Annotated in this window: 23 protein-coding genes; 13 read left to right on the forward strand and 10 right to left on the reverse strand. The window is 68.7% G+C overall.

Annotated elements, in window-relative coordinates; all coding sequences use genetic code 11:
* Positions 1 to 719 (forward strand): M23 family metallopeptidase (locus ACE3TL_RS06510; RefSeq protein WP_374577913.1); only part of this gene is annotated, 719 nt, incomplete at its 5' end.
* A complete protein-coding gene (locus tag ACE3TL_RS06515) occupies positions 700 to 1,128 on the forward strand; it encodes a polymer-forming cytoskeletal protein (protein ID WP_374577914.1) in 429 nt (142 codons plus the stop codon). The genes ACE3TL_RS06510 and ACE3TL_RS06515, both read left to right, overlap by 20 nt.
* On the opposite strand, the gene ACE3TL_RS06520 is transcribed toward ACE3TL_RS06515, so the two are convergent.
* The 4 genes from ACE3TL_RS06520 to ACE3TL_RS06535 form a co-directional block, all read right to left on the reverse strand.
* A complete protein-coding gene (locus tag ACE3TL_RS06520; protein WP_374577915.1) occupies positions 1,125 to 1,835 on the reverse strand; it encodes a 2-phosphosulfolactate phosphatase in 711 nt (236 codons plus the stop codon). The genes ACE3TL_RS06515 and ACE3TL_RS06520 overlap by 4 nt on opposite strands.
* Positions 1,836 to 1,996: 161 nt before the next feature.
* Positions 1,997 to 3,119 (reverse strand): peptide chain release factor 2 gene (prfB, locus tag ACE3TL_RS06525; RefSeq protein WP_374577916.1). Its coding sequence is split into 2 segments (ribosomal slippage): positions 1,997 to 3,049 and positions 3,051 to 3,119, totalling 1,122 coding nucleotides; the frame shifts between segments, so codons are not numbered across the junction.
* A 106-nt stretch (positions 3,120 to 3,225) separates the two neighbouring features.
* Positions 3,226 to 5,631 (reverse strand): penicillin-binding protein 1A, encoded by a 2,406-nt coding sequence (locus ACE3TL_RS06530; protein ID WP_374577917.1) that lies wholly within the window; start codon positions 5,629 to 5,631, stop codon positions 3,226 to 3,228.
* 78 nt (positions 5,632 to 5,709) lie between these two features.
* Positions 5,710 to 6,900: an N-acetylmuramoyl-L-alanine amidase gene (locus ACE3TL_RS06535; protein WP_374577918.1), complete on the reverse strand. Its 1,191-nt coding sequence runs from the start codon at positions 6,898 to 6,900 to the stop codon at positions 5,710 to 5,712.
* A gap of 411 nt (positions 6,901 to 7,311) precedes the next feature.
* Between ACE3TL_RS06535 and ACE3TL_RS06540 the strand changes: the two genes are divergently transcribed.
* The 4 genes from ACE3TL_RS06540 (at position 7,312) to ACE3TL_RS06555 (ending at position 13,866) form a co-directional block, all read left to right on the forward strand.
* On the forward strand, positions 7,312 to 9,918 hold the full coding sequence (locus ACE3TL_RS06540; protein WP_374577919.1) for a ribonuclease E/G: 2,607 nt from the start codon (positions 7,312 to 7,314) through the stop codon (positions 9,916 to 9,918).
* A gap of 147 nt (positions 9,919 to 10,065) precedes the next feature.
* Positions 10,066 to 11,463, forward strand: a complete 1,398-nt coding sequence (locus ACE3TL_RS06545; RefSeq protein WP_374577920.1) for a M48 family metalloprotease — start codon at positions 10,066 to 10,068, stop codon at positions 11,461 to 11,463.
* 50 nt (positions 11,464 to 11,513) lie between these two features.
* A complete protein-coding gene (locus ACE3TL_RS06550) occupies positions 11,514 to 12,272 on the forward strand; it encodes a DsbA family protein (protein ID WP_374577921.1) in 759 nt (252 codons plus the stop codon).
* Between the two features lie 103 nt (positions 12,273 to 12,375).
* The gene (locus ACE3TL_RS06555; RefSeq protein ID WP_374577922.1) at positions 12,376 to 13,866 is read left to right on the forward strand and encodes an FAD-dependent oxidoreductase; all 1,491 of its coding nucleotides are present in this window, start codon (positions 12,376 to 12,378) and stop codon (positions 13,864 to 13,866) included.
* A 53-nt stretch (positions 13,867 to 13,919) separates the two neighbouring features.
* Here the strand turns inward: ACE3TL_RS06555 and ACE3TL_RS06560 are convergent, their stop codons facing one another.
* From ACE3TL_RS06560 to thiS, 3 genes are read right to left on the reverse strand one after another with little or no spacing between them, the layout of a single operon-like run.
* Positions 13,920 to 14,570, reverse strand: a complete 651-nt coding sequence (locus tag ACE3TL_RS06560; protein WP_374577923.1) for a 2-hydroxychromene-2-carboxylate isomerase — start codon at positions 14,568 to 14,570, stop codon at positions 13,920 to 13,922.
* Complete coding sequence (locus tag ACE3TL_RS06565; protein WP_374577924.1) at positions 14,570 to 15,358, reverse strand: thiazole synthase; 789 nt, start codon at positions 15,356 to 15,358, stop codon at positions 14,570 to 14,572. The genes ACE3TL_RS06560 and ACE3TL_RS06565 overlap by 1 nt, the downstream gene beginning before the upstream one ends.
* A gap of 1 nt (position 15,359) precedes the next feature.
* Positions 15,360 to 15,560 (reverse strand): sulfur carrier protein ThiS, encoded by a 201-nt coding sequence (thiS, locus tag ACE3TL_RS06570; RefSeq protein WP_374577925.1) that lies wholly within the window; start codon positions 15,558 to 15,560, stop codon positions 15,360 to 15,362.
* An 87-nt stretch (positions 15,561 to 15,647) separates the two neighbouring features.
* Here thiS and ACE3TL_RS06575 point away from each other — a divergent pair, with 87 nt between their 5' ends.
* The 4 genes from ACE3TL_RS06575 to aat are packed head-to-tail and all read left to right on the forward strand — an operon-like array spanning position 15,648 to position 18,626.
* On the forward strand, positions 15,648 to 16,085 hold the full coding sequence (locus ACE3TL_RS06575) for a type II 3-dehydroquinate dehydratase (RefSeq protein WP_374577926.1): 438 nt from the start codon (positions 15,648 to 15,650) through the stop codon (positions 16,083 to 16,085).
* A gap of 23 nt (positions 16,086 to 16,108) precedes the next feature.
* Complete coding sequence (accB, locus tag ACE3TL_RS06580) at positions 16,109 to 16,591, forward strand: acetyl-CoA carboxylase biotin carboxyl carrier protein (protein ID WP_374577927.1); 483 nt, start codon at positions 16,109 to 16,111, stop codon at positions 16,589 to 16,591.
* Between the two features lie 5 nt (positions 16,592 to 16,596).
* Entirely contained in the window at positions 16,597 to 17,946 is a 1,350-nt protein-coding gene (gene accC, locus ACE3TL_RS06585) for an acetyl-CoA carboxylase biotin carboxylase subunit (protein ID WP_374577928.1), read from the forward strand.
* A gap of 32 nt (positions 17,947 to 17,978) precedes the next feature.
* On the forward strand, positions 17,979 to 18,626 hold the full coding sequence (gene aat, locus ACE3TL_RS06590; protein ID WP_374577929.1) for a leucyl/phenylalanyl-tRNA--protein transferase: 648 nt from the start codon (positions 17,979 to 17,981) through the stop codon (positions 18,624 to 18,626).
* Here aat and ACE3TL_RS06595 read toward each other — a convergent pair.
* Both ACE3TL_RS06595 and ACE3TL_RS06600 read right to left on the reverse strand, forming a co-directional pair.
* Positions 18,566 to 19,237 (reverse strand): DUF2155 domain-containing protein, encoded by a 672-nt coding sequence (locus tag ACE3TL_RS06595; protein WP_374577930.1) that lies wholly within the window; start codon positions 19,235 to 19,237, stop codon positions 18,566 to 18,568. The two genes, aat and ACE3TL_RS06595, sit on opposite strands and share 61 nt — an antisense overlap.
* 2 nt (positions 19,238 to 19,239) lie before the next feature.
* Positions 19,240 to 19,638 (reverse strand): NADH:ubiquinone oxidoreductase subunit NDUFA12, encoded by a 399-nt coding sequence (locus ACE3TL_RS06600; RefSeq protein ID WP_374577931.1) that lies wholly within the window; start codon positions 19,636 to 19,638, stop codon positions 19,240 to 19,242.
* Between the two features lie 170 nt (positions 19,639 to 19,808).
* Here ACE3TL_RS06600 and ACE3TL_RS06605 point away from each other — a divergent pair, with 170 nt between their 5' ends.
* From ACE3TL_RS06605 to ACE3TL_RS06615, 3 genes are all read left to right on the forward strand, one after another.
* A complete protein-coding gene (locus ACE3TL_RS06605; RefSeq protein WP_374577932.1) occupies positions 19,809 to 22,289 on the forward strand; it encodes a ribonucleotide reductase in 2,481 nt (826 codons plus the stop codon).
* 63 nt (positions 22,290 to 22,352) lie between these two features.
* On the forward strand, positions 22,353 to 22,844 hold the full coding sequence (locus ACE3TL_RS06610; protein WP_374577933.1) for a pentapeptide repeat-containing protein: 492 nt from the start codon (positions 22,353 to 22,355) through the stop codon (positions 22,842 to 22,844).
* Positions 22,845 to 22,907: 63 nt separating this feature from the next.
* On the forward strand, positions 22,908 to 23,807 hold the full coding sequence (locus tag ACE3TL_RS06615) for a pentapeptide repeat-containing protein (RefSeq protein ID WP_374577934.1): 900 nt from the start codon (positions 22,908 to 22,910) through the stop codon (positions 23,805 to 23,807).
* A gap of 51 nt (positions 23,808 to 23,858) precedes the next feature.
* On the opposite strand, the gene aspS is transcribed toward ACE3TL_RS06615, so the two are convergent.
* Positions 23,859 to 25,688, reverse strand: coding sequence for an aspartate--tRNA ligase (aspS, locus tag ACE3TL_RS06620; protein WP_374577935.1), 1,830 nt, complete (start codon positions 25,686 to 25,688; stop codon positions 23,859 to 23,861).
* Positions 25,689 to 25,767: the final 79 nt, after the last annotated feature.

Genomic DNA, 25,767 nt, shown 5'->3' on the forward strand with positions numbered 1-25,767 from the left:
CGGACGACGTGAACCCGCTGCGCCGCATCGAACTGGTCCGCGCCGGCCAGGAACGGCTGGTCGACGCCGCCGACGACTTCGCCCGCACCCGCGCCGACCGTCTGCGCCTGGCCTTCCGCCTCGCCGGCCTGACGCCCTCGTCCTTCGTGCCCAAGGGCGGCTCGCTCGGCGGCCCGCTGATCGAGGCCAAGGATTCCCGCGCCCTGGCCGCCGTGCTCGACGTGGACGAGGATTTCGCCGAGCGTATCCAGCACGCGGCCACCAACCTCTCCGAGGCCAGCGCCATGGTCGAGGCGGCGACCAAGCTGCCCTTCGCCCGCCCGACCACCGCCACGCCCCAGACCAGCAGCTACGGCGTGCGCTTCGACCCCTTCACCCGTCGCCCGGCCTTCCATTCCGGCCTGGATTTCGCCGGTTCGACCAATTCGCCGATCTATGCGACCGCGCCGGGGGTGGTTTCGTTCACCGGCGTCCGCTCCGGCTACGGCAACACCATCGAGATCGACCACGGCCGCGGCTTCAAGACCCGTTACGCCCACCTGCAGGCCATCGGCGTGCGTCCTGGCCAGCGCGTCGTCGTCGGCACGCGCATCGGCGGCATGGGCTCCACCGGGCGTTCGACCGGCCCGCACCTCCACTACGAGGTCTGGGTCAACGGCCGGGCCCAGAACCCTTCGCGTTTTCTGAAGGCGGGCGACTATGTTCTCCAAGGCGACTAAGGCCGACAAGGCTCAGGAGCTCTCCGCCCCGGCCGGGGCCAAGACGCCCAAGGCCGCCTCGCTCATCGGCCAGGATCTCGTCATCGAAGGTTCGGTCAGCGGCGAAGGCGAACTGCATCTCGACGGCGTGGTCCGCGGCGACCTGCGGGTCGAGCGCCTCACCCTCGGCGAGACCGGTCATGTCGAAGGCTCCATCCAGGCCGAGAGCGTCGACATCCGCGGCCGCGTGATCGGCTCGATCACCGCCAAGCAGGTGCGCCTGCATGGCGCGGCCCACGTCGACGGCGACATCACCCACGAACAGCTCTCGGTCGAGACCGGCGCCTTCTTTCAGGGTCGCAGCCTGAAATTCCAGCGCCCCGCCCCGGTCGCCCTCGCCGCCCCCGAACCGGAAGCCCAGAGCGCTTAGGCGGCCGCATCCTCGTAGGCGCCGTTCCTCAGCACTGGCGCACATTGGCTGACATCGAGGTTCGCGGCGATTTCGACGTCGAGTTCATAGCCACGCTCGCGAAGTTCGATCCCCGAACGACAGCCGAACAGCGTCGCCTTGAGATGAGGTCTGGCCGCGCGAAACGCATCGCGCGCCACCTCCGCCTCGGGCTCGCCCTCGAGGCCCAGCGCCTCGATAATCGCGCCAGCGCCGATCAGGTCCTCGATCGCCGGACGCAGCGAGCCATCCGCCCAGCGCTCTCCACCCGGTATGACCGCGATATCCTCGCCCCGCGCCAGTTCCAGCGCCTTGGCCGCCACGGCGCTGGCGTTGCGCAGGCATCCGGCGATCACGATCGCCTCGCCGCACGCCAGCGACAGCCGCGAGCCGTTCGGCGAGGGCAGCAGCAGCCGCTCCCCAGGGTCCAGCTTCATCAGGCTGGCAGGCGACAGACTGAGCTGCCCTCCGGCCCGGCGTCCGGCCACGAACCGCACGTCCAGCCGCGCGGCCTCCTCACGCGCCGCATCGTCGTCGCTCCAGGCGAACGGATAGATCCTAGCCTTGCGGTGAACGGCCACGTCCACCGCGGTGGAGAATGACAGCACATCGACGATCACCAGCACGGCGGCTCGGTCGCGCAGCAGTTCGACCCCGCCCAGCCCCCATTCGCAGCGAACCCTCTGCATCGTGCGCCTCCAACGCTCGGACGTTTCTCCCTCCTCTTCATGGGGAGGGACAGGCGGCGAAGCCGCCAGGGTGGGGCTTTGCCCGGCCGGCCCCCTCACCCATCTCGCCGCATTGCGGCGATCCACCCTCCCCGCAGCGGAGGAAGGAAAGCACAGTCCCCCTACGCCCCGGCCCCGTCGCGGGTGTTGCCGACGCGTTGCGCCAGGGACGCGCCCATGAACTCGTCCAGGTCGCCGTCCAGCACCCCTTGGGTGTCGGAAGTCTCCACATTGGTCCGCAGGTCCTTCACCATCTGGTACGGCTGCAGAACATAGGATCGGATCTGGTGGCCCCAGCCGATGTCGGTCTTCTGATCGTTCAGCGCGGCGGCCTCGGCTTCGCGCTTCTGCAACTCCAGCTCATAGAGCCGCGCGCGCAGCATCTTCCAGGCCTCTTCGCGGTTCTGGTGCTGCGAGCGGCCCATCTGGCAGGCCACCACCACCCCGGTCGGAACGTGGGTCAGGCGCACGGCCGAGTCGGTCTTGTTGATGTGCTGGCCGCCCGCGCCCGAGGCGCGATAGGTGTCGGTGCGCACGTCGGCGGGGTTGATCTCGATCTCGATGGCGTCGTCCACCACCGGATAGACCCAGACCGAGGCGAAGCTGGTATGCCGCTTGGCCGCCGCGTCGAACGGCGAGATGCGCACCAGCCGGTGCACGCCCGCCTCGGTCTTCAGCCAGCCATAGGCGTTCGGACCTTTGATCTGCAAGGTCACCGACTTGATGCCCGCCTGTTCGCCCGGCGTCTCTTCGAGGAAGTCGACGCTCATGCCGTGGGCGTTGGCCCAGCGCGAATACATGCGCAGCAGCATTCCGGCCCAGTCGTTGGACTCGGTGCCGCCGGCCCCGGAATTGATTTCCACGAAGGCGTCGTTGCCGTCCGCCTCGCCGGAGAGCAGCGCCTCCAGTTCGGCGCGCGCGGCGCGGTCCTTGATCGCCTTGAGCTGGGCGCGCGCCTCGTCGAGCGAGCCTTCGTCCCCCTCCTCGTCGGCCAGCTCGGCATAGCCGATGGCGTCGGCCAGGTCGCGTTCCAGCGATTGCACCGCCTCGACCGACGCCGCCAGCTTGGAGCGCTCGCGGGTGATCGCCTGGGCGGCCGCCGCATCGTCCCAGAGGGTCGGGTCCTCGACGCGGGCGTTCAGCTCATCGAGCTTTCTTAGGGCCGGTTCCCAGTCAAAGTCGCCTCCTGAGCAGTTCGATCGACTGCTCGATGTCGGCCTTGGCAGCCTCGACATCCGCTCTCATGGGAATCTCCGAACCAGAAACAGTCTGGGGCCGCGGCAGATAGCGCGCGACGCGAGGGAAAACAATGGCGTGGGTCCCACGGGCGGCCCGATCTGCGCCTCACGCCTCAATAGAGCCCGGTCATGTCGTCTTTCTTCTGGGGGGCGGCCGGCGCAGCGGGGGCGGGCGTGGTCAGCTTTCCATCGGGCCAGACCTGACTGTAGGGCTGCGGGCCGGACAGGCCGCTGTCCAGCGGCGCCTGGATCACCTTCGGCTCGGTGCCGGGGCGGAAGGCCTCGCGGATGCCGCGCACCGTGGCGAACTTGGCGTTGGCCGGCGCCTTGAACTCGGTCTTGGGCCATTCCTTGGCCGCTTCCTGCATGAATTCCACGAAGACCGGTACCGCCGCGGTGGTGCCGGTCTCGCCCTCGCCCAGGCTGCGGTTGTCGTCGAAGCCGACGAACACCCCGGCCACGACCTGGGGCGTGAAGCCGACGAACCAGGCGCTGCGGTATTCGTTGGTCGTGCCGGTCTTGCCGCCCACCGGCCGGTTCAGCACCAAGGCCGAGGTCGCCGTACCGCGCTGGACCACGCCCTGCAGCATCGAGGTGATCTGATAGGCGGTGATCGGGTCCATGACCTGTTCGCCGTCCGGGGCGACCCGCGGGCTTTCATCGCCGTTGAAGGCGGCGTTGCAGCGCGGGCAGTCGCGCTTGTCGCCGCGGAAGATCGTCTCGCCATTGCGATCCTGCACCAGTTCGATCAGGTGCGGCTCGACTCGCCGTCCGCCATTGACGAAGGCCGCATAGGCCGCGGTCAGCCGGAAGGGCGTGGTCTCGCCCGCCCCCAGGGCCATGGCCAGCACCTTGTCCATCTTTTTGACCACGCCCATCTTCACGGCCAGATCGCTGATGCGGCTCATGCCTACGCCCTGGGCCAGACGCACGGTCATGGCGTTGCGCGACAGCTCCAGTCCGCGGCGCAGGGTCAGGGCGCCGTAATAGCGGCGGTTGTAATTCTCGGGCGTCCAATCCTGACCGCCGGCGCCGCGCAGGGTGATGGCCGAGTCCATGACCACGCTCGACGGCGTGTAGCCATTCTCCAGCGCAGCCGCATAGACGATCGGCTTGAAGGCCGAGCCCGGCTGACGCATCGCCTGGGTCGCGCGATTGAAGTTCGACAGCGAGAACGAATAGCCGCCCACCATCGCCAGCACGCGGCCCGAATAGGGCTCTATCGCCACCAGCGCGCCGTTGACCGCCGGAATCTGCTTCAGCCGGAAGCTTGCGCCGCCCTCGACCGGCTCGACGAACACCAGGTCGCCTGCGCGCAGGCCCTTCCCGGCCCTTGCCCAGGCGACGTCCTGGCCGACGATGGACCCCGCCCCGCCGTCGCCGGCCAGACGCACGCGCACATTGCCGCCGGAAACGTCGGTGATCAGCGCCGCGCGCCAGCCGCGCCGCTCCGAAGGCGGGCTCTCCTGCTTGGCGACCGCTTCCCAGCCCTCCGCCTTGTCGACGTGGCCCCAGGCGCCGCGCCAGCCGTGGCGGCGGTCGTACTTTTCCAGGCCGTTCATCAGCGCCACCCGCGCGGCCGTCTGCAGCCGCGGATCGAGCGTGGTGCGCATGTAGTAGCCGCCCTCGTTGAGGCGCTGCCCCATGGTCGCCAGGCCCCGGCGGCGCACCTCCTCCACGAAGAAGTCGGCGTCGCGGTACTTGGCCCGCGTCGGAGCCTTCTGGACCTTTAGGTCCTCGCGCTTGGCGGCCTCGGCGTCAGGGCGGCTCACCCAGCCCAGATCGGCCATCTGGTCGATCACCCAGTTGCGGCGCACGATGGCCTGGGCCTTGCGGCGCAGCGGGTGGTAGTTGTCCGGCCCCTTCGGCAGGGCCGCCAGATAGGCGCTCTCGGCCAGGGTCAGGTCGCTGATCGACTTTCCGAAATAATTATAGGCCGCCGCCCCGACCCCGTAGGAGCGATAGCCCAGCCAGATCTCGTTCAGATAGAGTTCGAGGATCTGCTCCTTGTTCAGGGTCTGCTCCAGCCGCCCGGCCAGGATCGCTTCCTTCAGCTTGCGCCCGACGGTCGCATCGCTGGTCAGCAGCACGTTCTTGGCGACCTGCTGGGTGATGGTCGAACCGCCCTCCAGCCGCCGGCCGTTCGCCGCATTGGCCACGTTCTTCATCATGGCGCGGGTCAGGCCCAGGGCGTCGACGCCGCCGTGAGTGAAGAAGTTGCGGTCCTCCGCCGCCAGGAAGGCCTGGACCAGGTGCGGCGGAATATTGTCGTACGGCACGTATATGCGACGCTCGCGCGAAAATTCGCCGATCAGGGTGCCGTCCCAGGCATAGGCGCGCGTCGCCGTCGGCGGCCGATAGTCGACCAGGTCGGTGGCGTCGGGCATGTCGTGGAACAGCCAGGCCGCGTAGATCGCCAGGGCGAAGCCGGCCAGCGCGATGGCGCTCAGCACCGTCACGCCAGCGATTGCGATCCATCGTTCCGGGGGCTTCAAACTGACCGACCTCCGCGGGGCCATGGCCCGCCGCTGCGGCTGGTCTAGCGTGCATCGCGCCGGGCGCCAACGGCCGTGCGCGTCGCAGGTCGCGCGGACGCCCTAGTTCGAGGCGAGCTTGGTCGTCTGGCCGAAATAGTCGTCGATCGCCTCGACCACCGATCCCATCAGCCGCCCGCGCTTGGCCGCATCGCGCAGCACCGCCTCGTCGGCCGCATTGGTCAGGAAACCCATTTCCAGCAGCACCGCCGGCACGTCCGGCGCCAGCAGCACGGCCAGGCCCGCCTCGCGGTGGCTGCGGCGCAGCAGCGGCTGATGGTCGCTGATCCGATCGAGCAGCACCTCGGCGAAGCTCGCCGACCGGTTGCGGGTCATCCGCTGGGTCAGGTCCAGCAGGATGGTGGAGACCCCGTGGTCGCCATGAGTGCCGGCCTGCATGAACCAATCGTCCTTGCTGACGAACTTGGCCGAACGCCCCGTCGCCCGGTCGGCCAGGGTGTAGACGCTGGCCCCGCGCAGGGTCGGGTCCGAACCCGAATCGGCGTGCAGCGAGATGAACAGGTCCGCATCGGCCCGCCGCGCGATCTGCACCCGCACCGCATGGTCGACATAGACGTCGGTCTCGCGGGTCATCACCACCTTGTAGCGGCCGGTCTTCTCGAGCTGGCTCTTCAGCGACTTGGCCGCCGCCAGAGTCACGTCCTTCTCATTGCCCTCGGCGCCCTTGGTCCCGGGGTCCTTGCCGCCGTGCCCGGCGTCGATCACCACGACCTTCTTCAGCGGCAAGGCCGCCTTGACGCCCTTGACCGGAGCCGAGATGAAACGCGCATCCGACTTGGCCGCGACCTTCACCTTGGCCGGATCGCGCGCCGCCAGGTCGATCACATAGCGATAGTTCGGCACCCCGTCGGCAGGGGGCAGCAGGAAGCGGCGCTTGATCACCGCCTCACCGGCCAGGTCGACGCGCAGCCGCGCCCCGCCGGGCCCATTGTCCACGACCCAGGCCTTCACCAAGCCCAGCCCCGCGCCCTGCAGTTCGTTATCCACCGAAACGCCGGGCAGGTTCATCACGACCCGCAGGTCTTCCTGTCCGCTGGAGGCGATCTTGCCGGTGGCGGCCTTGTCCAGGTCGACCACGATGCGGGTTTCGGTCCTGTCGCCGCCCAGGCGCACCTTCAGCACGTCCGCCCGCGTTCCGGCCGCCTGGGCCCCAAGCGCGATCGCCAGGCAGCCGACAACAGCGCCGGCGGCCGCCAGCACGCTTCGCCCGCTGATCCTGAACACGCCGCTCATACGCGCAGCCCCGTTACACTTTTTGCACAGTCTCACCCATATAGCCTGTGACGGCGTGGACAAACGGTTAACCCCGTCTTCACGCTGTCCCGCTGCGGCTTTCCTTTTCGCCGCCAGTGTAGCAATGTCCGGCCGCGCTGGAACCGCGCCCTGCGTCGCAGGGTCGCCCTCCGCGCGACCAAACAAGCCCGCGTCGGTTCCGCCCCTTCGGCGACGACGCCCCATCCGATCCGCGCCTATCGTTGGGCGCGCCTGGGAACACACCAATGGGCAGCGCCGCTCGAGCCCTTTTCCGGCCTACCGCCCGCCTTGCCGCTCTCGGCAATGCGACGGACGGTGGCGTGCGCGCCCTCCTGACAGACCGGCGGCGCCCGAACCTTGCGTTCGAGGCGCGCCTCGGAGACGTACTTGATGTCCAAGAAGATGTTGATCGACGCCGCACACGCCGAAGAGACGCGTGTCGTGGTGGTCGACGGATCGCGTGTTGAAGAATTCGATTTCGAAAGCCAGAACAGGAAACAGCTCAGAGGGAATATCTATCTCGCCAAGGTGACGCGCGTCGAGCCGTCGCTGCAGGCGGCCTTCATCGAGTACGGCGGCAACCGCCATGGCTTCCTGGCCTTCAACGAAATCCATCCCGACTACTATCAGATCCCGGTCGCCGACCGCGAAGCCCTGCTGCGCGAAGAGGCCGACGAGGAAGAGGACTTCGCCGAGGCGCGCGCCCGCGGCGAGGACGATGACGAAGACGGCGCCGTCAGCGACGACGAAGACGACGTCATGGAAGAAGAGGTCGCCCGGCGCCGCCGGCGGCTGATGCGTCGCTACAAGATCCAGGAGGTGATCCGCCGCCGGCAGATCATGCTGGTCCAGGTCGTCAAGGAAGAGCGCGGCAACAAGGGCGCGGCCCTGACCACCTATCTCTCCCTGGCCGGCCGCTATGGCGTGCTAATGCCGAACACGGCCCGTGGCGGCGGCATCAGCCGCAAGATCACCGCAGTCACCGACCGCAAGCGCCTGAAGGGCGTGGTCCAGAGCCTGGACGTGCCGGACGGCATGGGGCTGATCGTCCGCACCGCCGGCGCCAAGCGCACCAAGGCCGAGATCAAGCGCGACTACGAATACCTCCTGCGCCTGTGGGAGAACATCCGCGACACCACCCTGCACTCGGTCGCTCCCGCCCTCATCTATGAGGAAGAGGACCTGGTGAAGCGCACCATCCGCGACCTCTACGACAAGGACATCGACGAGGTCTGGGTCGAAGGCGAGGCCGGCTTCAAGGAAGCGCGCGACTTCATGCGCATGCTGATGCCGTCGCAGGCCAAGAAGGTGCAGCCTTATCGCGAGGCCGCCCCGCTGTTCGTCAAGCACCGGGTCGAAGATCACCTGAGCCAGATCTATTCGCCGGTCGTGCCGCTGCGGTCCGGCGGCTATCTGGTCATCAACCAGACCGAGGCCCTGGTCGCGATCGACGTCAACTCCGGCCGCGCCACGCGCGAGCGGAACATCGAAGCCACCGCGCTCAAGACCAATCTTGAAGCGGCCGAGGAGGCCGCCCGACAGTTGCGCCTGCGCGACCTAGCCGGCCTGATCGTCATCGACTTCATCGACATGGATGAGGCCAAGAACAATCGCGCCGTCGAGAAGAAGCTGAAGGACGCTCTGAAGGACGACCGCGCCCGCGTCCAGATGGGCAAGATCAGCTCGTTCGGCCTGATGGAGATCAGCCGCCAGCGTCGCCGTTCCGGCGTGCTGGAAGGCACCACCCACATCTGCGAGCATTGCGCCGGCACCGGCCGCGTGCGCTCGGTCGAATCCAGCGCCCTGTCGGCCCTGCGCGCCGTCGAGAGCGAGGCCTTGAAAGGCGGCGGCGAAGCCACCCTGAAGGTTCCGCGCGCCGTCGGCCTCTATATCCTCAACGAAAAGCGCAACCATCTCGCGCGCCTGCACGAGACCCTGGGCCTCTTCGTCACCATCGCCATCGACGACGGCCTGGCCCACGCCGACCACGAGGTCGAGCGCACGGCCACCGAAACGCGGCCCGAGCACGCGCCCATGGCCCATGCGCCGCTCCAGCCCTACGAGCCGGTGGAAGACGACTTCGACGACGCCTTCGAGGACGAGGCCGACGAGGACGAAGACGAACTCGACATCGAGCGTGAGGCCAGCGACGACGACGAAGCCGAACAGCGCTTCCAGGATCATGAAGACGAGGAAGACGGCGAAGAACGCGGCGGACGTCGCGGGCGCCGCCGGCGCCGCCGCGGACGCCGCGACGGCGAACCGCGCGAGGCCGCCGAACGTCCCGTCCGCGCCGAGGCCGAAAGCGACGAGAACGGCCGCCGCCGGCGCCGCGGCCGCCGCGGCGGTCGGCGCATGCGCGATGACGGCCGTCCGGCGGACATGTTCTCGTGGACCCGCCCCTGGGTGCCCTATGGCGACGACCCGTTCGTCTGGCACGATCCGTCCGAGGACTTCCCGGCCGCCCGCGCGCCTGCGCCCGCTCCGGTCGCCGACTCCGTCCCGGCTGCGGCTGAAGCCGTCGCGCCCGCGCCGAGCGTGAGCGACGAGCAGCCCCACGTCGACATGGACGTCTGGGTCGAACTGCCGGCGATCGAGGAAAAGCCGAAGAAGCCGCGCCGCAGCCGCGCCCGCGGCAAGGCCGCCGAGGCGGTCGAGGCTGCGCCCGAAGCGGTCTCGGAGGCACCTGTCGACGTCGCCGAACCGGCTCCCGAGCCTGTGGAAGCTGCGCCGGCGGTCGAGGAGCCCGCGCCAAAGGCCAGGAAGCCGCGCGCCCGTCGCACCAAGGCGGCCGCCGCCGAGGAGGCGAGCGTCCAGCCCACGCTCGAAGCGCCGCCTGAGGTCGAGACCGCTCCGGAGGCCGCGGCCCCCGCGGTTGAGCCTGAGCCCGAACCCGCGCCGCAACCGGAACCCATCGCGCCGGCCGTGCGCGAGCCCGATCCGAACGAGATCGTCGCTCCGCCGTCCGTTCCGAAGAAGGGCTGGTGGCGTCGCTGACGTCCGCACCAGGGGAGCCGGCCAGGGCGGCCGGTTCCCAGCGGACCTGAAACGTCGTCCTCGCCGAACCAGTATCCACATCGGCGAAAAATGCTCTAGGCTCGGCTAAATTCGTTCTGATGCGGGGGCGCTTGGAGTTTGTTCGGCATGGTCACCCCTGCCCGCTCGAAGACGGTCCTGGCGGCCGCCCTGTCGCTCAGTCTGCTGCTGCACGCAGCGCCGGTGCGGGCTGACGACGGCGTCGCCCTGATCCGCGACACCGAGATCGAGGAGATCCTGCGCAAGGACTCCGAGCCGATCTTCAAGGCCGCCGGGGTCGACGCCAAGTCGATCGACATCCTGCTTATCGGGTCGAAGGAGCTCAACGCCTTCGCCGCGCCCGGCACAATGGGCGTCTTTACCGGCCTGATCCTCGAATCCGAGAACCCAAACCAGCTTCAGGGCGTCATCGCCCACGAGGTCGGCCACCTGGCCGCCGGCCATTCGGCTCGCTCCGGCGAGATGAACGCCGCCGGCATGAAGCCCTTCCTGCTGACCATGGGCCTGGGCGTCCTGGCCGCCCTGGCCGGATCGGGCGAAGGCGCGGCCAGCCTGATCGGCAGCGCCAGCTATTTCGGCACGCTGGGCGCCATGGGCTACAGCCGCGAGCAGGAAAGCCGCGCCGACCAGGCGGGGGCCGCCCTGCTCGAGCGCGCAGGCCTGTCGGGCAAGGGACTCGTCGATTTCTTCGACAAGTTCCGCTACCAGGAGGTCTTCCAGGAAGCGCGGCGCTTCGCCTATTTCCGCTCCCACCCGCTGTCGTCGTCCCGCATCGAGGCGCTGCGTCACCGGGTCGAGCAGAACGCCCACTACGACACCCCCGACAAGCCCGAAGACATCGCCGAGCATGCGATCATGCGCGCCAAGCTCGACGGCTTCCTGAACCCCACCGTAGCGATCACCAAGTACGGCGAGAAGGACGCCTCCTATCCGGCCCGATACGCCCGGGCGATCGCCTACTACCAGATGAAGCAGCCCGACCAGGCGCTGAAGGCGATCGACGCGCTCCTGGCCGAGCAGCCGGACAACCCCTACCTCTGGGAGCTGAAGGGCCAGGTCCTGTTCGAGTTCGGCCGTGCGAGCGAGGCCGAGGCGCCCCAGCGCAAGTCCGTCGAGTTGAAGCCCGACGCGCCGCTGCTGCGCATCAACCTCGGCCAGACCCTGATCGCCCTGGACGACGACAAGAAGGTCGAGGAGGGCGTGGCCGAGCTGCGCAAGGCCCTGACCCAGGAACACGACAACGCCACCGCCTGGCGCATTCTCGCCCAGGCCTACGACAAGCAGGGCAAGGAGGGGCTCGCCCGCCTGGCCACCGGCGAATACTTCTTCGCCGTCGGTGATTCAACCCAGGCGCGCGTCTTCGCCATGCGCGCAAGGGAGAAGCTTGAGAAGGACACGCCGGAATGGCGGCGGGCGACCGATATCGTGCTGACCTCGAATCCGAGCCGCGACGACCTGAAAGACCTCGCTTCGGAAGGTTCGATCAACCGTCGCACGCAGCGTTGAGCCGCCGCGGCGCCTTCGCAAAGCCTCGCTTCTCGCTTATGTCGCATCGCATGACCAAGATTTCCCGCGCCGCCCTGCTGGCATGCGCCGCCCTCGCCCTGCCCCTCGCCGCTTGCCAGAAGAAGCCGGCCGACGACGCGTTCGGCCAGAAGGTCCGCGCCTATCTGCTCGCGCATCCCGAGGTGATCGAAGAGGCGGTGGTCAAGCTGCAGGAGAACAAGCAGGCCCAGGCGCAGGAAGCGGCCAAGGCCTCGCTCGCCAAGTTCCGCCAGCAGCTCGAACGCGATCCGCGCGATTTCGTGGCCAATCCGAACGGCAAGATCACCGTGGTGGAGTTCTTCGACTACCGCTGCGGCTACTGCAAGGCCAGCGCGCCCGAGGTGCTGAAGCTGATCCGCGAGAACCCCGACGTCCGCTTCGTGTTCAAGGAATTCCCGATCTTCGGCGGCGAGAGCAACATCGCCGCGGCCGTGGCGCTCTCGCCGGCCGGCAAGCCGAAGAACATCGAGCTCTTCGACCGGTTCATGGCCGAGAAGTCGCTGGACGAGGCGGCGATCGACCGCCATCTGCGCGCGGTCGGCGTCGACCCCGCCGCCGCCCGCGCCGGCGGGGCCGGCAAGGACGTGCAGCAGCACATCGCCGACAATCGCCAACTGGCCATGGCGCTGGGCATCGAGGGCACCCCCGCCTTCATCATCGGCGAACACATGGTGCCGGGCGCAGACATGCAGGCCGTCCGCGCCGCCCTGGCCGAAGCCAAGGGCGAGAAGCTGAAATCTCCCGGCTCGCCCAAGCTCGACAAGGGCTGATCGGCCAGGTCGATCGACAGGGCTTGCGCGCGCCTACGCTGGCGCTACCCTTCCTCGTGAGTGCGGTTGCTTAGAGTCTGTCCGTCCACAAGCGGCGAGCGGAATGCACGAACGGGTGCTGATTATCGGGGCTGGAATGGCGGGCCTGTGTGCGGCGCTGGCCTTGGCGCCGACCGGGCGCGACATCGTCATTCTCGAACGCGATCCGCCGCCGCCGCGCGGTGATCCCGACCTCGCCTTCGAGAGCTGGTCGCGTCGGGGCGTCGGCCACATCCGCCATAGCCACGCGTTCCTCGCCCGCCTGCGCTCGATCATCAAGGCCGAGCATCCTGAGCTGCACGCCGAACTGCTACACGCCGGCTGCCGCGAACTGGGCTTCGAGGGCATGCTGACCGACCTCCACCGGGCGCACTACCGCCCCCAGCCCGCCGACCGCGACTTCGCTGTCCTCACCAGCCGCCGCACAACCCTGGAGCTGGTGATCCGGCGCTATGTCGAACGCCATCCCAATGTGCGCCTGGTCTCGGAGACCTTCGTGCGCGGCCTGCTGGTGAAGCAACTTCCCGAAGGCCTGCGCGTGCTCGGCGTCTCGGCGGCGGACGCCGGCGGAGGACGCGACATCATCGGCGACGTGGTGATCGACGCCGGCGGGCGCACCTCCTCGGGCGTCGAACAGCTCATCGAGGCGGGCGCGGCGATTTCCGAGGAATCTGAAAACGCCGAGATTCTCTATTTCACCCGTCACTACCGCCTGCATCCCGGCGTCAGCGAGCCCCCGCGCGGCAAGGCCTCGACCACCGGCGATCTCGGCTTCCTGAAGTTCGGGCTGTTCCCCGCAGACAACGGCTGTTTCTCCGTCACCCTCTGCGTCCACGAGCTCGAACTGGAGATGCGCAAGGCCCTGGTCGATCCGGCGGTGTTCGACGCGGTCTGCGCGCGCCTGCCGGGCCTGGCCCCTTGGGTCGCCCAGGAGACCGCCGCCGGCGTCAGCCGCGTCTTCGGCATGGGCGACCTGCACAGCCGCTGGCGGACCCTGGCCAGCGGCGACACGCCTTCGGTGCTCGGCTATTTCGCCATCGGCGACAACCTGATCCGCACCAACCCGCTCTATGGCCGCGGCTGCTCGTTCGCGGCGGTGACCGCCTATCTGCTGCGCGACGTGCTGGTCGCCACCGACCACGCCGGCGACCGGCTGGTCGAATTCCAGGAGCTCGTCACCCGCGAGCTGCGGCCCTACTACGACAACATGCGCGACCAGGACCGCGCCGCCATCCGCCGCGCCCGCCAGCAACTGACGCGCGGCTATCGTCCCAGCCTGAAAAACCGCGTCGTGAAGAGCTTCCTGGAGGACGGGGTCAACATCGCCATCCGCTCGGACGTCGACCTGCTGCGTGCGGCGCTGCGCGGCTTCCACATGCTCGAGCCCCCATCCGCCTGGCTGAAGCGGCCGGACAACCTGGCCAAGGTGCTGCGCTATTGGGCGACCGGCCGCGAGAAGAAGGCCGGCGCCTATCCGGTCAAGCCGGGGCCGGGCCGGGTCGAGATGTTCCAGGCCCTGGGGCTCTCGACCGAGGCCGACATGATCCGCAGTTAGGGGCCAAGGCCCGGCCTAGGCTTGTCGTCGCGGTTTTGACGACACGGAAGAGGCTAGGCCCGCTTCTGCAATCCGTTCTGTTTCAGCCGCCAGACCAGCACGTCCAGGCGATCCTGGCCGAAGAACGGCTCGTTCTCGAACACCATGGTCGGCACGCCCCAGTGGCCGGCGGCGCGATGGGCCTCCTGGTTGGCTTCGATCTCGGCGGCGATCTCGGCGCTCTTGCCGGCCGCCTCGGCCTGCAGTTCGTTCATGTCGAGGCCGGCGCGGGCGATGGCGCGGGCCAGCTTGTCGCCCTCGTTCCAGGGCATGTCCTGCCCGCTCCAGATCAGGCGCGAGACCTCGTCGTAGAAGGCCATGGCCTGCGGCTTGTGCGACGCGATCACGCCTAGGGGCATCAACAGGTCCAGGTGCGGTTGCTCGGCCGCGCCGTTCAGGTTCGCTCCGATCACCACCGGATCGGGGTTGGGCCAGACCAGCGGCAGACCCAGGAACTCACCCTGGCGGCGGCAATCGCGCACCAGATAGGGCACGAACAGGGGGTCCTGCTTGGTGAAGAACCCCTCCGAGCGCACCGCCAGCGGATAGACCGGCCGCATCCGTACATCGACGTCGTAGGTCTCGCTCAGTTCGCGCAGGCGGGGGACCGCCAGGTACGAATAGGGACTGCGAAAGGACCAGTAGACGTCGACGGCGAGGCTCATCAGATCAGACCGGATAGCGGCGAGGATGGCTCAGCATACATACGTTTTGGCATTCGTCCTGCCAAAAATGCCTCCCGCCCGGCGATGACCGCATGCTTCATGGCTAGCGCCATGCGGATCGGCTCCTTGGCGCCCGCAATGGCCGTGTTCATCAGCACGGCGTCACAGCCGGTTTCCATGGCCAGAACCGCATCGGACGCCGTGCCCACTCCGGCGTCCACCAGCACCGGCACCCCGGCCTGTTCGATGATGAGGCCGAGGTTCAGGAAGTTCTGGATGCCGCGACCCGAGCCGATCGGCGCGGCCGCCGGCATGATCGCCGCGGCGCCCGCATCCTCCAGCTTCTTGGCGTAGACCGGATCGTCGCTGCAATAGACCATCACCTGGAAGCCGTCGGCGACCAGCAGCTTCAGCGCCCGCAGGGTTTCTTCCATATCGGGCAGCAGGTGCTTGGTGTTCGACAGCACCTCCAGCTTCACCAGGTCCCAGCCGCCTGCCTCGCGCGCCAGGCGCAGGGTGCGGATCGCCTCCTCGCCGGTGAAGCAGCCGGCGGTGTTGGGCAGGAAGGTGAAGCGGTCGGGTTTCACATAGTCGACCAGCATCGGTTGGCTGGGATCGGAAAGGTTCACGCGCCGCACCGCCACGGTCACGATCTCGGCGCCGGCCGCCTCGGCGGCGGCGGCATTCTCGGCGTAATCCTTGTATTTCCCGGTGCCGACGATCAGGCGCGAGGTGAAGGTGCGGCCCGCGACCGTCCAAGTGTCTTGCGTCTGGACTGTTCCGTCCATCTCAGCCGCCTCCGATAAAATGCACGATCTCGATGCGGTCGCCGTCGGCGAGCGCGGTCTTCCCATAGGCCGATCGCGGTACGATCTCCAGATTGCGCTCGACCGCCACCTTGCGCGCGTCCAGGCCCAGTTGCGCCACCAGCGCCGCAACCGTCGAGACGCCCGACATCGCCTTTTGCTCGCCGTTGATGGTCAGCGTCATGACGCCCTCGTGAAGCTATAGGTTCCGGGAAGCTTGTGACCCCCGCCGCCGACCGTTACAAGACGGCGGAATCGACGGCGGAGCCGAATGTCGAAACCGATCTATGTGCTTAGCGGGCCCAACCTCAATCTTCTGGGGGTCCGGGAGCCGGAGATTTACGGAAAAGAGACGCTGGAGGACGTGCGCGTGCGCTGCGAACGTCGGGCCGGCGCCCTCGGTCGTGCGGTCGTGTTCCGCCAGACGAACCACGAAGGCCAGCTCATCGACTGGGTCCAGGAGGCCCGCACCGAGGCCTGCGCCGTCGTGATCAATCCTGCAGGCTATGGTCACACTTCCGTGGCCCTGTTGGACGCGCTCAAAACGCTCGATATTCCTGTGGTCGAGTGCCACCTCTCCAACCCTGCGGCGCGCGAAGCGTTCCGCCGGGAAACCTATGTGTCTCTCGTCGCGACCGGGCTGGTGTCCGGTTTTGGCGGCGCGAGTTACGAACTGGCCGTCGAGGCGGCCGCGGGCCTGGCCCGTTAAAGCCAAATACTAAGGATTATCAGATGGCTAGCAGTCCCAAGGCCCCCGCCGATCCGATCGACGCGCGTCTGGTCCGCAAACTGGCCGACATTCTCACCGAAACCGGTCTCAGCGAGATCGAGGTCGAGCACAACGACCTGAAGATTCGCGTCGCCAAGACCCTGACGGCGGCGCCCGCCGCCGCCCAGTACGTCGCCGCCCCCGCTCCGTTCGCCGCCGCGCCCGCGCCGGCCGCCGCTCCCACCGAAGCCGCCGCCGAGCCGCAGCGCCGGGGCGATGTGGTGAACTCGCCGATGGTCGGCACCGTCTATCTTCAGCCCCAGCCCGACGCCCCCGCCTTCGTGAAGGTCGGAGACACCGTCACCGCCGGCCAGACCCTTTTGATCGTCGAGGCCATGAAGACCATGAACCCGATCCCAGCCCCGCGCGGCGGCAAGATCGTCGAGATCATCGTCCAGGATGCTCAGCCGGTCGAATTCGGCGAGCCGCTCGTGGTCATCGAGTAGGCTCGATGTTCGACAAGATCCTCATCGCCAACCGCGGCGAAATCGCCCTGCGGGTCCACCGGGCCTGCAAGGAGATGGGCATCTCCACCGTCGCGGTCCATTCCGAAGCCGACGCCGGCGCCATGTGGGTGCGACTGGCCGACGAAAGCGTCTGCATCGGCCCGGCCCCCGCCGCCAAGAGCTATCTGAACATTCCTTCGATCATCGCCGCGGCGGAGATCACCGGCGCCCAGGCCATCCACCCCGGCTATGGCTTCCTGTCGGAGAACGCGCGCTTCGCCGAGATCGTGGCCGCGCACGGCTTCACCTTCATCGGCCCGACCGCCGAGCACATCAAGATGATGGGCGACAAGATCACCGCCAAGCAGGCGGTGAAGGACGCCGGCATTCCTGTGGTGCCCGGTTCCGACGGCGCGGTGACCACCGAAGAAGAAGCTTTCGCCGCGGCGAAGGAGATCGGCTTCCCGGTCCTCATCAAGGCGGCGGCCGGCGGCGGCGGGCGCGGCATGAAGGTCGCCAAGACGCCGGAAGACTTGGCCGAGGCGGTCTCCACCGCCCGCGCCGAGGCCCGCGCCGCCTTCGGCGACGATGCGGTCTATATGGAGCGCTACCTCCAGACCCCGCGCCATATCGAGATCCAGGTCATCGCCGACGCCTTCGGCAATGTCTGTCATCTGGGCGAACGCGACTGCTCGCTGCAGCGCCGCCACCAGAAGGTGCTGGAGGAAGCCCCCTCCCCGGTCATCGACGCCGCCGCCCGCGCCAAGATCGGCAAGGTGGTCGTCGACGCCATCAAGGCCATCGGCTACCTCGGCGTCGGCACCATCGAGTTCCTGTACGAAAACGGCGAGTTCTTCTTCATCGAGATGAACACCCGCCTGCAGGTCGAGCATCCGGTCACCGAGGCGATCACCGGCATCGACCTGGTCCGCGAGCAGATCCGCATCGCCGCCGGCCTGCCGCTGTCGTTCAAGCAGGAAGACGTCGTGTTCGAGGGCCACGCCATAGAATGCCGCATCAACGCGGAGAATCCGCGGACCTTCACGCCCTCGCCGGGACTGGTCACCGACTTCCACGCCCCGGGCGGCCTGGGCGTGCGGCTCGATAGCGCCCTCTACGCCGGCTACTCGATCCCGCCCTATTACGACAGCCTGGTCGGCAAGCTGATCGTGCACGGCCGCGACCGCGCCGAGTGCATCGCCCGCGTCAACCGCTGCCTGGCCGAGATGGTGGTGGGCGGCATCGAGACCTCGATCCCGCTGTTTCAGGACCTGCTGCAACAGCCGGACATCATCTCCGGCGACTACAACATCCATTGGCTCGAACACTGGATGAAGGCGCAGGAAGACGCCTAGCGATCCTTCCGCATAGTGGTTGCACCGCCCCGATGAAGCGTTTCGGCCCCCGCGAGCTGCTCGATTGCTACGCCCGCGGGGTGTTCCCCATGGCCGACGCCCGCGATGACGATCGCATCTTCCTGATCGACCCGGAGAAACGCGGCGTGGCGCCGCTGGACGCCTTCCACGTCCCTCGCCGCCTGGCCCGCACGGTCCGCGGCGATCCGTTCGAGATCCGTATGGACACCGCCTTTGCGCAGGTGGTGGCCGCCTGCGCCGCGCCCAAGCCGGGCCGTACGGAGACCTGGATCAACGGCGTCATCGAGGAGCTCTACACCCAGCTTTTCGAGATGGGCCACGCCCACAGCGTCGAGTGCTGGCTGGACGGGGAGCTGGTCGGCGGCCTCTACGGCGTCTCGCTGGGCGCGGCCTTCTTCGGCGAGAGCATGTTCAGCCGCCGCACCGACGCCTCGAAGGTCGCCCTCGTGCACCTGGTCGCCCGATTGATCGCCGATGGCTACCGCCTGCTCGACACCCAGTTCATCACCGACCATCTGGCGACCTTCGGCGCCATCGAGATTCCGCGCGCCGAGTACCACCGCCGCCTCGCCCGCGCCCTGGCGCACGAGGCCTCGTTTCAGCGCGCGGCGGTCGGCGACGGCGCAGCGGCCCTGCAGGTGATCAGCCAGGCGTCGTAGATCGGGTGCTCGAGCGGGTTCAGGCTGGGCGAGGAGGCGTACATCCAGCCGCGGAACGCCTGTTTCGGCGGCGGCGTGGGCTTTCCGGGCGCCGCGCGCGGCTGCGATTCCACCGTGACATAGGCGATCGAGTCCTCCAGCGCCTCATCGGCGGCCGAGCGCTCGCAGGCCTTCACGGTGAACACGAGGTTCTTGTATCGGACAGGGCGGCCGACCGCGGCCTCGAAGCGCATGGAGGCGGCCGACACCTTGTCCAGGGCCTGGATCACCGCGACGTCGTAGCGTGCACGCTTGGCGGTCGCTTCGCTGGGCTTGGCCGCCACCTGCGCCTTGGGCGGCGGAGCGGGCGCGACCTCCTCGGCCTCGATGGGCGGGGCCACAACCGGCGGGGGCGGCGTGACCTGGACCGGCGGAGGGGCCTCCTGCGCCGGCGGCGGAGGCGTGATCGGGGGCGGTTGCACCGGCGGCTGAACCGCCGGCGGGGCGGGCGTGACCAGAACAGCGGGAGGCGTGGCCTGCGCCGGTTGCGGCGCGGGCTGGGCGACCACGACGCCGGCGCCCGCCACGGCGGCCAGCGCACTCAGTCCGGCGATGGTCCGGACCCTGCGCATGCCTATTCGGGCCGCCAGGCCTCGTAGTCGCCAGACGCCTTCTGGCGCTCGCCGCCGCGGGCGATGGAGCCCTTGGGCCTCCAGGCGTAGACGGTGCCGGTCAGGTTCGGCACATGGTCCTTTTCCCAGGGCTGGCGCTTCAGCGGCGCGCGGGTCGGCGGTTCGTCGAAGGTGTAGTGCAGCCAGCCGTGCCAGTCGGCCGGAACCTTCGAAGCCTCGGCATAGCCATTGTAGACGACCCAGCGGCGCTTGCGGCCCTTGTCGTAGGAATCCCTGTCGTCCTTGGCCTCGTAATAGCTGTTCCCCAGCTCGTCCTTGCCGACGAAGACGCCGCGGCGACCCACGGTGTTGCGGATGCCGATGGTCGCGCCGTTCCACCAGGTGAAGATATTCTTGAGCACGTTTGGGAATTCCGGACAGACGGGAAAGCGGGCGGACTATAGGCGCCCCGCCCTCCAGCGTCCAGCCGCACGAACGCCGCAATATCTTGGGGATAGGCGCCCCGCCGACCGCAACATCTATTGCCCGCATTAAGGATGCTCCCTAGACTCGCGTAGCGGGAGAACCGGATATGGGCGTGGAAGCGGCGAGGATCGAACGGCGGACGCTGGAACGGGCGTCCAGCGTGGCCGAGGTTCTGGCCCCGACCTCGTGGCCCGACGCGCGGGTGGAGGCCTGGCTGGACTGGCTGGGCGAGGACGCCGACCTGCCCGCCGCAGTCTTCCGTTTCGCCGAGACCCTGGTCCAGAAGGGCGACGAGAAGGGCCTGTTCGAATCGGCCCGCGCCCGCGGGGCCTTCCGCCGCGACCTGGGCGCAGCGATGCTGGCCGGACAGGTCGCCTTGTCCCTGCCGCGTTCCGGTGCGGCCGCTCCGGTCTTCCGAGCCGAGGAAGCCGATTGCGCCGCCGCCATCGCCGCCCTGCGGGCCCAGCATCGCGGCCGCGCCATGGCCCGCGCAGCCGCCCGCGAGATGGGCGCGCGGCTGCAGGCGGTGATGGATTCGGTCCTCCGCTGCGAGGGCGACCCGGCCGCCTGCGCCGACCTGCGCGCGAACGCCAACCTGGCCCGCAGCGCCGAAGCCGCCCGCATGGTCGGCGCCACCGACGCCATGATCCTGGAGGCGATCGGCCTGGCCAAGGCCGGCGAACTCGAATGGGGCGCGGCCGAACCCGATTTCGGCGACATCGAAGGGCTGGAACTGGTGGTGGTCGGCCACCGCGCGGCGGAATCGGCCCTGGCCGGCGCAGCCTGGGAGACCGGCGCCCTCGCCGCGGCCTTCACCCCGTCCGCGGGCTCCAGCGTCGCCGCGGCCTGGGGCGGCGCGCGCGGGGCGGTCAACCTGATGGCCTTCAGAGCCGGGGAAGCGTTCGACCAGAGCGCTTTCGCCGCTGCGGTCGCCCTGCTCTCCACCGCCCTCGCCGCGGCGGCGGACGAGCGCCGGGCCTCGCTGGGTCTTGCCGGCGTGGCCGACTGGCTGGTCGCTCAGGGCCTGGCCTACGATTCCGAAGCCGGCCGTGCGGCGATCGTGGACATCTACCGTCACGCCGCCTCGGCCTGCGTCGCCTCGGGGGCGCGGCTGAATGGCGGCTTGGCGGTCTTCGACGACCCCGACCTCGCTCTGCGGCTGGGCGGCGCCAGCGCTTCGGCAGCGCCGTGGCTTGGCCCCGTCACGGTCGCCGAGACCCAGGACGGGGTTCTGACCCGCGTGCTCTCCGAAGCTGCTCTCAGCGGCCTCTCAGCCCTGGGAATCGATCCGGCCCAGACCCGCGCCCACCTGCTGGGCGGCGGCGACCTTTTCGAGGCCCCAGGCATCGACCACGCCGCTCTGAACGCTCGCGGCTTCACCGAGCATGAGATCGCCCAGGCCGAAGCCGCCCTGCCCTTCGCCCAGCGCCTGTCGGCAGCGTTCGCGGCCATCGATCCCGGCTTCCTTTGCGACGTGCTGGGCGCCAGCGAGGCCGATCTCGCCGATCCGGCCTTCGACGTCCTGAAGCTGGCCGGCTTCACCGACGAGGAGATCGCCAGCGCCGAAGCCTATGCCCTGGGCGGCGGGTCCTTGAGCGAGGCGCCGTTCCTGACGCCGGTCCAGCAGGCGGTGTTCCAGACCGCCGACGACCTTGGACCCCAGCCCTATTTCGCGACGCTGTCGGCCATCGCCCACACCCTGGCCGTACCCGCCATGGCCGACCTCGAGCTGGAATGGGACACCGTGCCCGCCGATGCGGCCGGACTGATCGCGCTCGCCGCCCAGGCCGGCCTCAGCGCCATCCGCGTCCGGCGCGCTTCCGCACCCGAGGGCCTGATCCTCGACCTGCCCAGGACCGCCGAACCGCCACCGAAGGCGTCCCGCGAGGCCGAGCCTCAAGCCCACGCCCCCCAATCCGAACGGATCGTCGAGCGCATCGTCGAACGCGACCGCACCCGCCGCAAGCTGCCCGACCGCCGCAAGGGCTACATCCAGAAGGCCAGCGTCGGCGGCCATAAGGTCTATCTGCACACCGGCGAGTACGAGGACGGCGAGCTCGGCGAGATCTTCATCGACATGCACAAGGAAGGCGCGGCCTTCCGTTCGCTGATGAACAACTTCGCCATCGCCATCTCCATCGGCCTGCAATACGGCGTGCCTCTGGAGGAGTTCGTCGACGCCTTCGTCTTCACCCGCTTCGAGCCGGCTGGCGCGGTCACCGGCAACGACTCGGTGCGGTCGGCGACCTCGATCCTCGACTATCTGTTCCGCGAACTCGGCGTCTCCTATCTGGGCCGCCAGGATCTCGCCAACGGCGACCCGGACGAGCTGGACGCCGACGGCTTCGGCCACACCCACCCCGATGACGACGCCCCTCAGCCGGTCAGCCACTTCATCTCGCGCGGCTTCGCCCGCGGCGCGGCGCCGGACAACCTCGTCTTCCTGCCCTCGGCTGGCCGCGGCCCGGCGGCGGAGGCCGATGTCTGCGCCGCCTGCGGCGACATCGCCGTGGTGCGCAAAGGCGCCAGCCTGATCTGCGAGACCTGCGGAACCCGCGCGGCCCCGCCCGGCGACATGACCGGGTGATCCTGCTCACAGCATCTTAAAGCTTCACGGTTAAGCAGGTCGCCTTCGTCGGAGGGTTCGACCATGAAGCTGATCGCCCTGCTCGGGGTCTTCGCCGCCCTGGCGCTCGCCGCGCCGGCCTCGGCCCAGAACACCGCCCAGATCGCCCAGGCGCGCCGCGGGGCGAGCTGTCCCAAGTGCAATCTCTTCCAGGCCGATATGGCCGGGCTGGAGATGCGCGGCCAGAATTTCGCCGGCTCGCGCCTGCGCCAGGCCGATCTTTCGCTCTCGGTCATGAACCGCGTCAGCTTCGCCGGCGCCGACCTGCGCGACGTGGAAGCCTATGGCGGGGTGTTCTCCTCCAGCAATTTCGCCGGCGCCGACCTCACCAACGCCAGTTTCGTCGGCACGCACCTGTCGGGGGCGAATTTCGCCGGCGCCAAGCTCGACGGGGCCAATTTTTCCGGGGCCGAGCTCGACGGCGCACGCGGCTTGTCCCAGGCCCAGCTCAACCGGGCCTGCGGCGACGGCTCGACCCGCCTGCCGGCCGGCCTGCGCATTCCATCCTGCGGCTAAGCTGCTGAGAATTACCGCGATTTAAGTAGCATCCACAGGGCATGGAGCGCACATGCTCCTGGCATGGACAAGCAAGCCATCCCCTCGATCCCCGGTCTGACGCGCTCGATCCTGCTGGGCGCGGCGCTCGCCGCCGCCCTCGCCGTCGCGCCGGGCGCCGCCAGCGCCAATATGGGCGACAAGGACGTCGCTCGCCTGGTCTCGTTCGGCGGCGCCTGCCCCAAGTGCGAGCTGTCGGGCCGCAAGCTGGCCGGCGCGCACTTCATGGGCGTCAACTTCTCCGAAGCCTCTCTCGTCGGATCGGACCTGCGCGAAGCCCGCTTCATGGGCGCCAACTTCGCCGGCGCTGACCTCTCGCGAGCCGACCTTTCGGATTCGCAGATCATCGGCGGCAATTTCAGCGGCGCCGTGCTGGTCAACGCCCGCCTGCGCGACGTCGAGGCCAAGGGCGTCAACTTCGCCGCCGCCAACCTCGCCAAGGTCGACATGCGCGACACCTCGGCCGTCGGATCGAACTTCGCCCGCGCGCACATGGTCGAGGCCGTGCTGCAGGACGCCGAGCTTTCGGGCGCCAATTTCAGCAAGGCCAACGCCCGCGGCGTGAACTTCCGCGACGCGGCCCTGACCGGCTCCAACCTCGGATCGGGCGTCTTCGACAACGCCTCATTCCGCGACGCCGACCTCACCGCGGCCAACCTGGCCGGCGGGGCCTTCACCGGGGCCGATTTCCGCGGGGCCAGCATGAGGGCGGCCAACATCGCCGGGGTGGACCTCTCGCGGGCCAGAGGCCTCGACCAGGATCAGATCGATTCGGCCTGCACCGACGGGGCGACCCGTTTGCCCTCGGGCCTCATCGCCCGCGGCCGCGGCTGTCACAAGGGCGCGCGCGTGCGGGCCGCGACCCCGCCCACGCCGCCGGCGCCGCCCGCCGCGCCGCGCTATCTCGTATCGCTCGAGAACTGAGCCTTAAACGACTTGCGGGGGCTCTCGCCCCCGCATTTCCGTACTGCCCGGTCAGACCTTGATCGGCGGGGCGAGCCGGATGTGCAGTTCCTTGAGCTGCTTTTCCGTCACCTCCGAAGGCGCGTTCATCAACAGATCCTGGCCCTGCTGGTTCAGCGGGAAGGCGATGACCTCGCGGATCGCGGTCTCGCCGGCCAGCAGCATGACGATCCGGTCGATGCCAGGCGCCAGGCCCCCGTGCGGCGGCGCGCCATGACGGAAGGCGTTCAGCATGCCGCCGAACTGCTCCTCGACCACGTTGGCGCCATAGCCGGCGATCTCGAACGCCTTGACCATCAACTCCGGCAGGTGGTTCCGGATCGCGCCCGAGCACAGCTCATAGCCGTTGCAGACGATGTCGTACTGATAGGCCCGGATCGTCAGCGGGTCCTGGGTGAGCAGCGCGTCCAGTCCGCCTTGCGGCATCGAGAACGGGTTGTGCGAGAAGTCGACCTTCTGCTCCTCCTCGCTCCACTCGAACATCGGGAAGTCGACAATCCAGCAGAACCTGAATTGATCCTCGTCGATCAGGTTCAGGTCGGCGCCGACCTTGGTGCGCGCCGCGCCGGCGAACTTCACGAAGGCCTTGGGATCGCCGGCCACGAAGAAGGCCGCATCGCCCTTGCCCATGCCAAGCTGGCCCATGACGGCGTCGGTCGCTTCCGGGCCGAGGTTCTTGGCGATCGGGCCGCCCCAGCCGCCCTGGTCCTCGGACCAGAAGATGTAGCCCAGGCCCGGCTGGCCCTCGCCCTGCGCCCAACTGTTCATGCGGTCGCAGAAAGCGCGGCTGCCGCCCTTCGGCGCAGGCACGCCCCACACCGCGTTCTTGGCGTCTTCGAGGATACGGGCGAACAGGCCAAAGCCGCCGCCGCGGAAGCGCTCGGAGACGTCCTGCATCACGATCGGGTTGCGCAGGTCCGGCTTGTCGGTGCCATAGCGCGACATCGACTGCAGATAGGTCAGGCGCTCGAAGCCCTTGTGCTCGATGGTCTTGCCGAAGTCGTCCTCGTAGGACAGCGGCTGGTCGATGGGCGAAACGCGCTTGCCCTGGCCGAACTCGGTGAAGACGCCATGCATCACCGGCTCGATGGCCGCGAACACGTCTTCCTGGGTCACGAAGCTCATCTCGACGTCGAGCTGGTAGAATTCCAGACTGCGGTCGGCGCGCAGGTCCTCGTCGCGGAAGCAGGGCGCGATCTGGAAATAACGGTCGAAGCCGGAGACCATCAGCAGTTGCTTGAACTGCTGCGGCGCCTGAGGCAGCGCGTAGAACTTGGTCGGATGCAGGCGCGAAGGCACCAGGAAGTCGCGCGCGCCTTCCGGCGACGAAGCCGTCAGGATCGGCGTCTGATACTCCAGGAAGCCCTGCTCGATCATGCGGTTGCGGATCGAGTGGATCACCTTGGACCGCAGGACGATGTTGCGGTGCAAGGTCTCGCGGCGCAGGTCGAGATAGCGGTGCTTCAGGCGGATGTCTTCCGGATAGTCCGGCTCGCCGAACACCGGCAGCGGCAGTTCGGCCGCTTCGGACAGCACCTCGACGGCGCGCACGCGCACCTCGACCTCGCCGGTGGGCAGGTTGGCGTTCACGGTCTCGGGGCTGCGCGCCACCACCTCGCCGTCGACCCGGATCACGCTTTCGGCGCGCAGGCGCTCGATCACGTCGAAGCCGGGCGTTTCCGGGCTGATGACGAGCTGGGTCAGGCCATAGTGGTCGCGCAGGTCGATGAAGACCAGGCCGCCATGGTCGCGCTTGCGGTGGATCCAGCCGGAAAGACGGACGGTCTTGCCCGTGTCGGCGGCGCGCAGGGCGCCTGCGGTATGGGTGCGGTAGGCGTGCATGGGGAGTCGCTAAGGCTCAGAAATTCAAGGCGCGGAAGGGCGCATGCGAGGCCCCGAAAGTCAAGGCGCAGCGACCCCC

The sequence above is a fragment of the Phenylobacterium sp. genome (assembly GCF_041920015.1).
Lineage (GTDB): Bacteria > Pseudomonadota > Alphaproteobacteria > Caulobacterales > Caulobacteraceae > Phenylobacterium.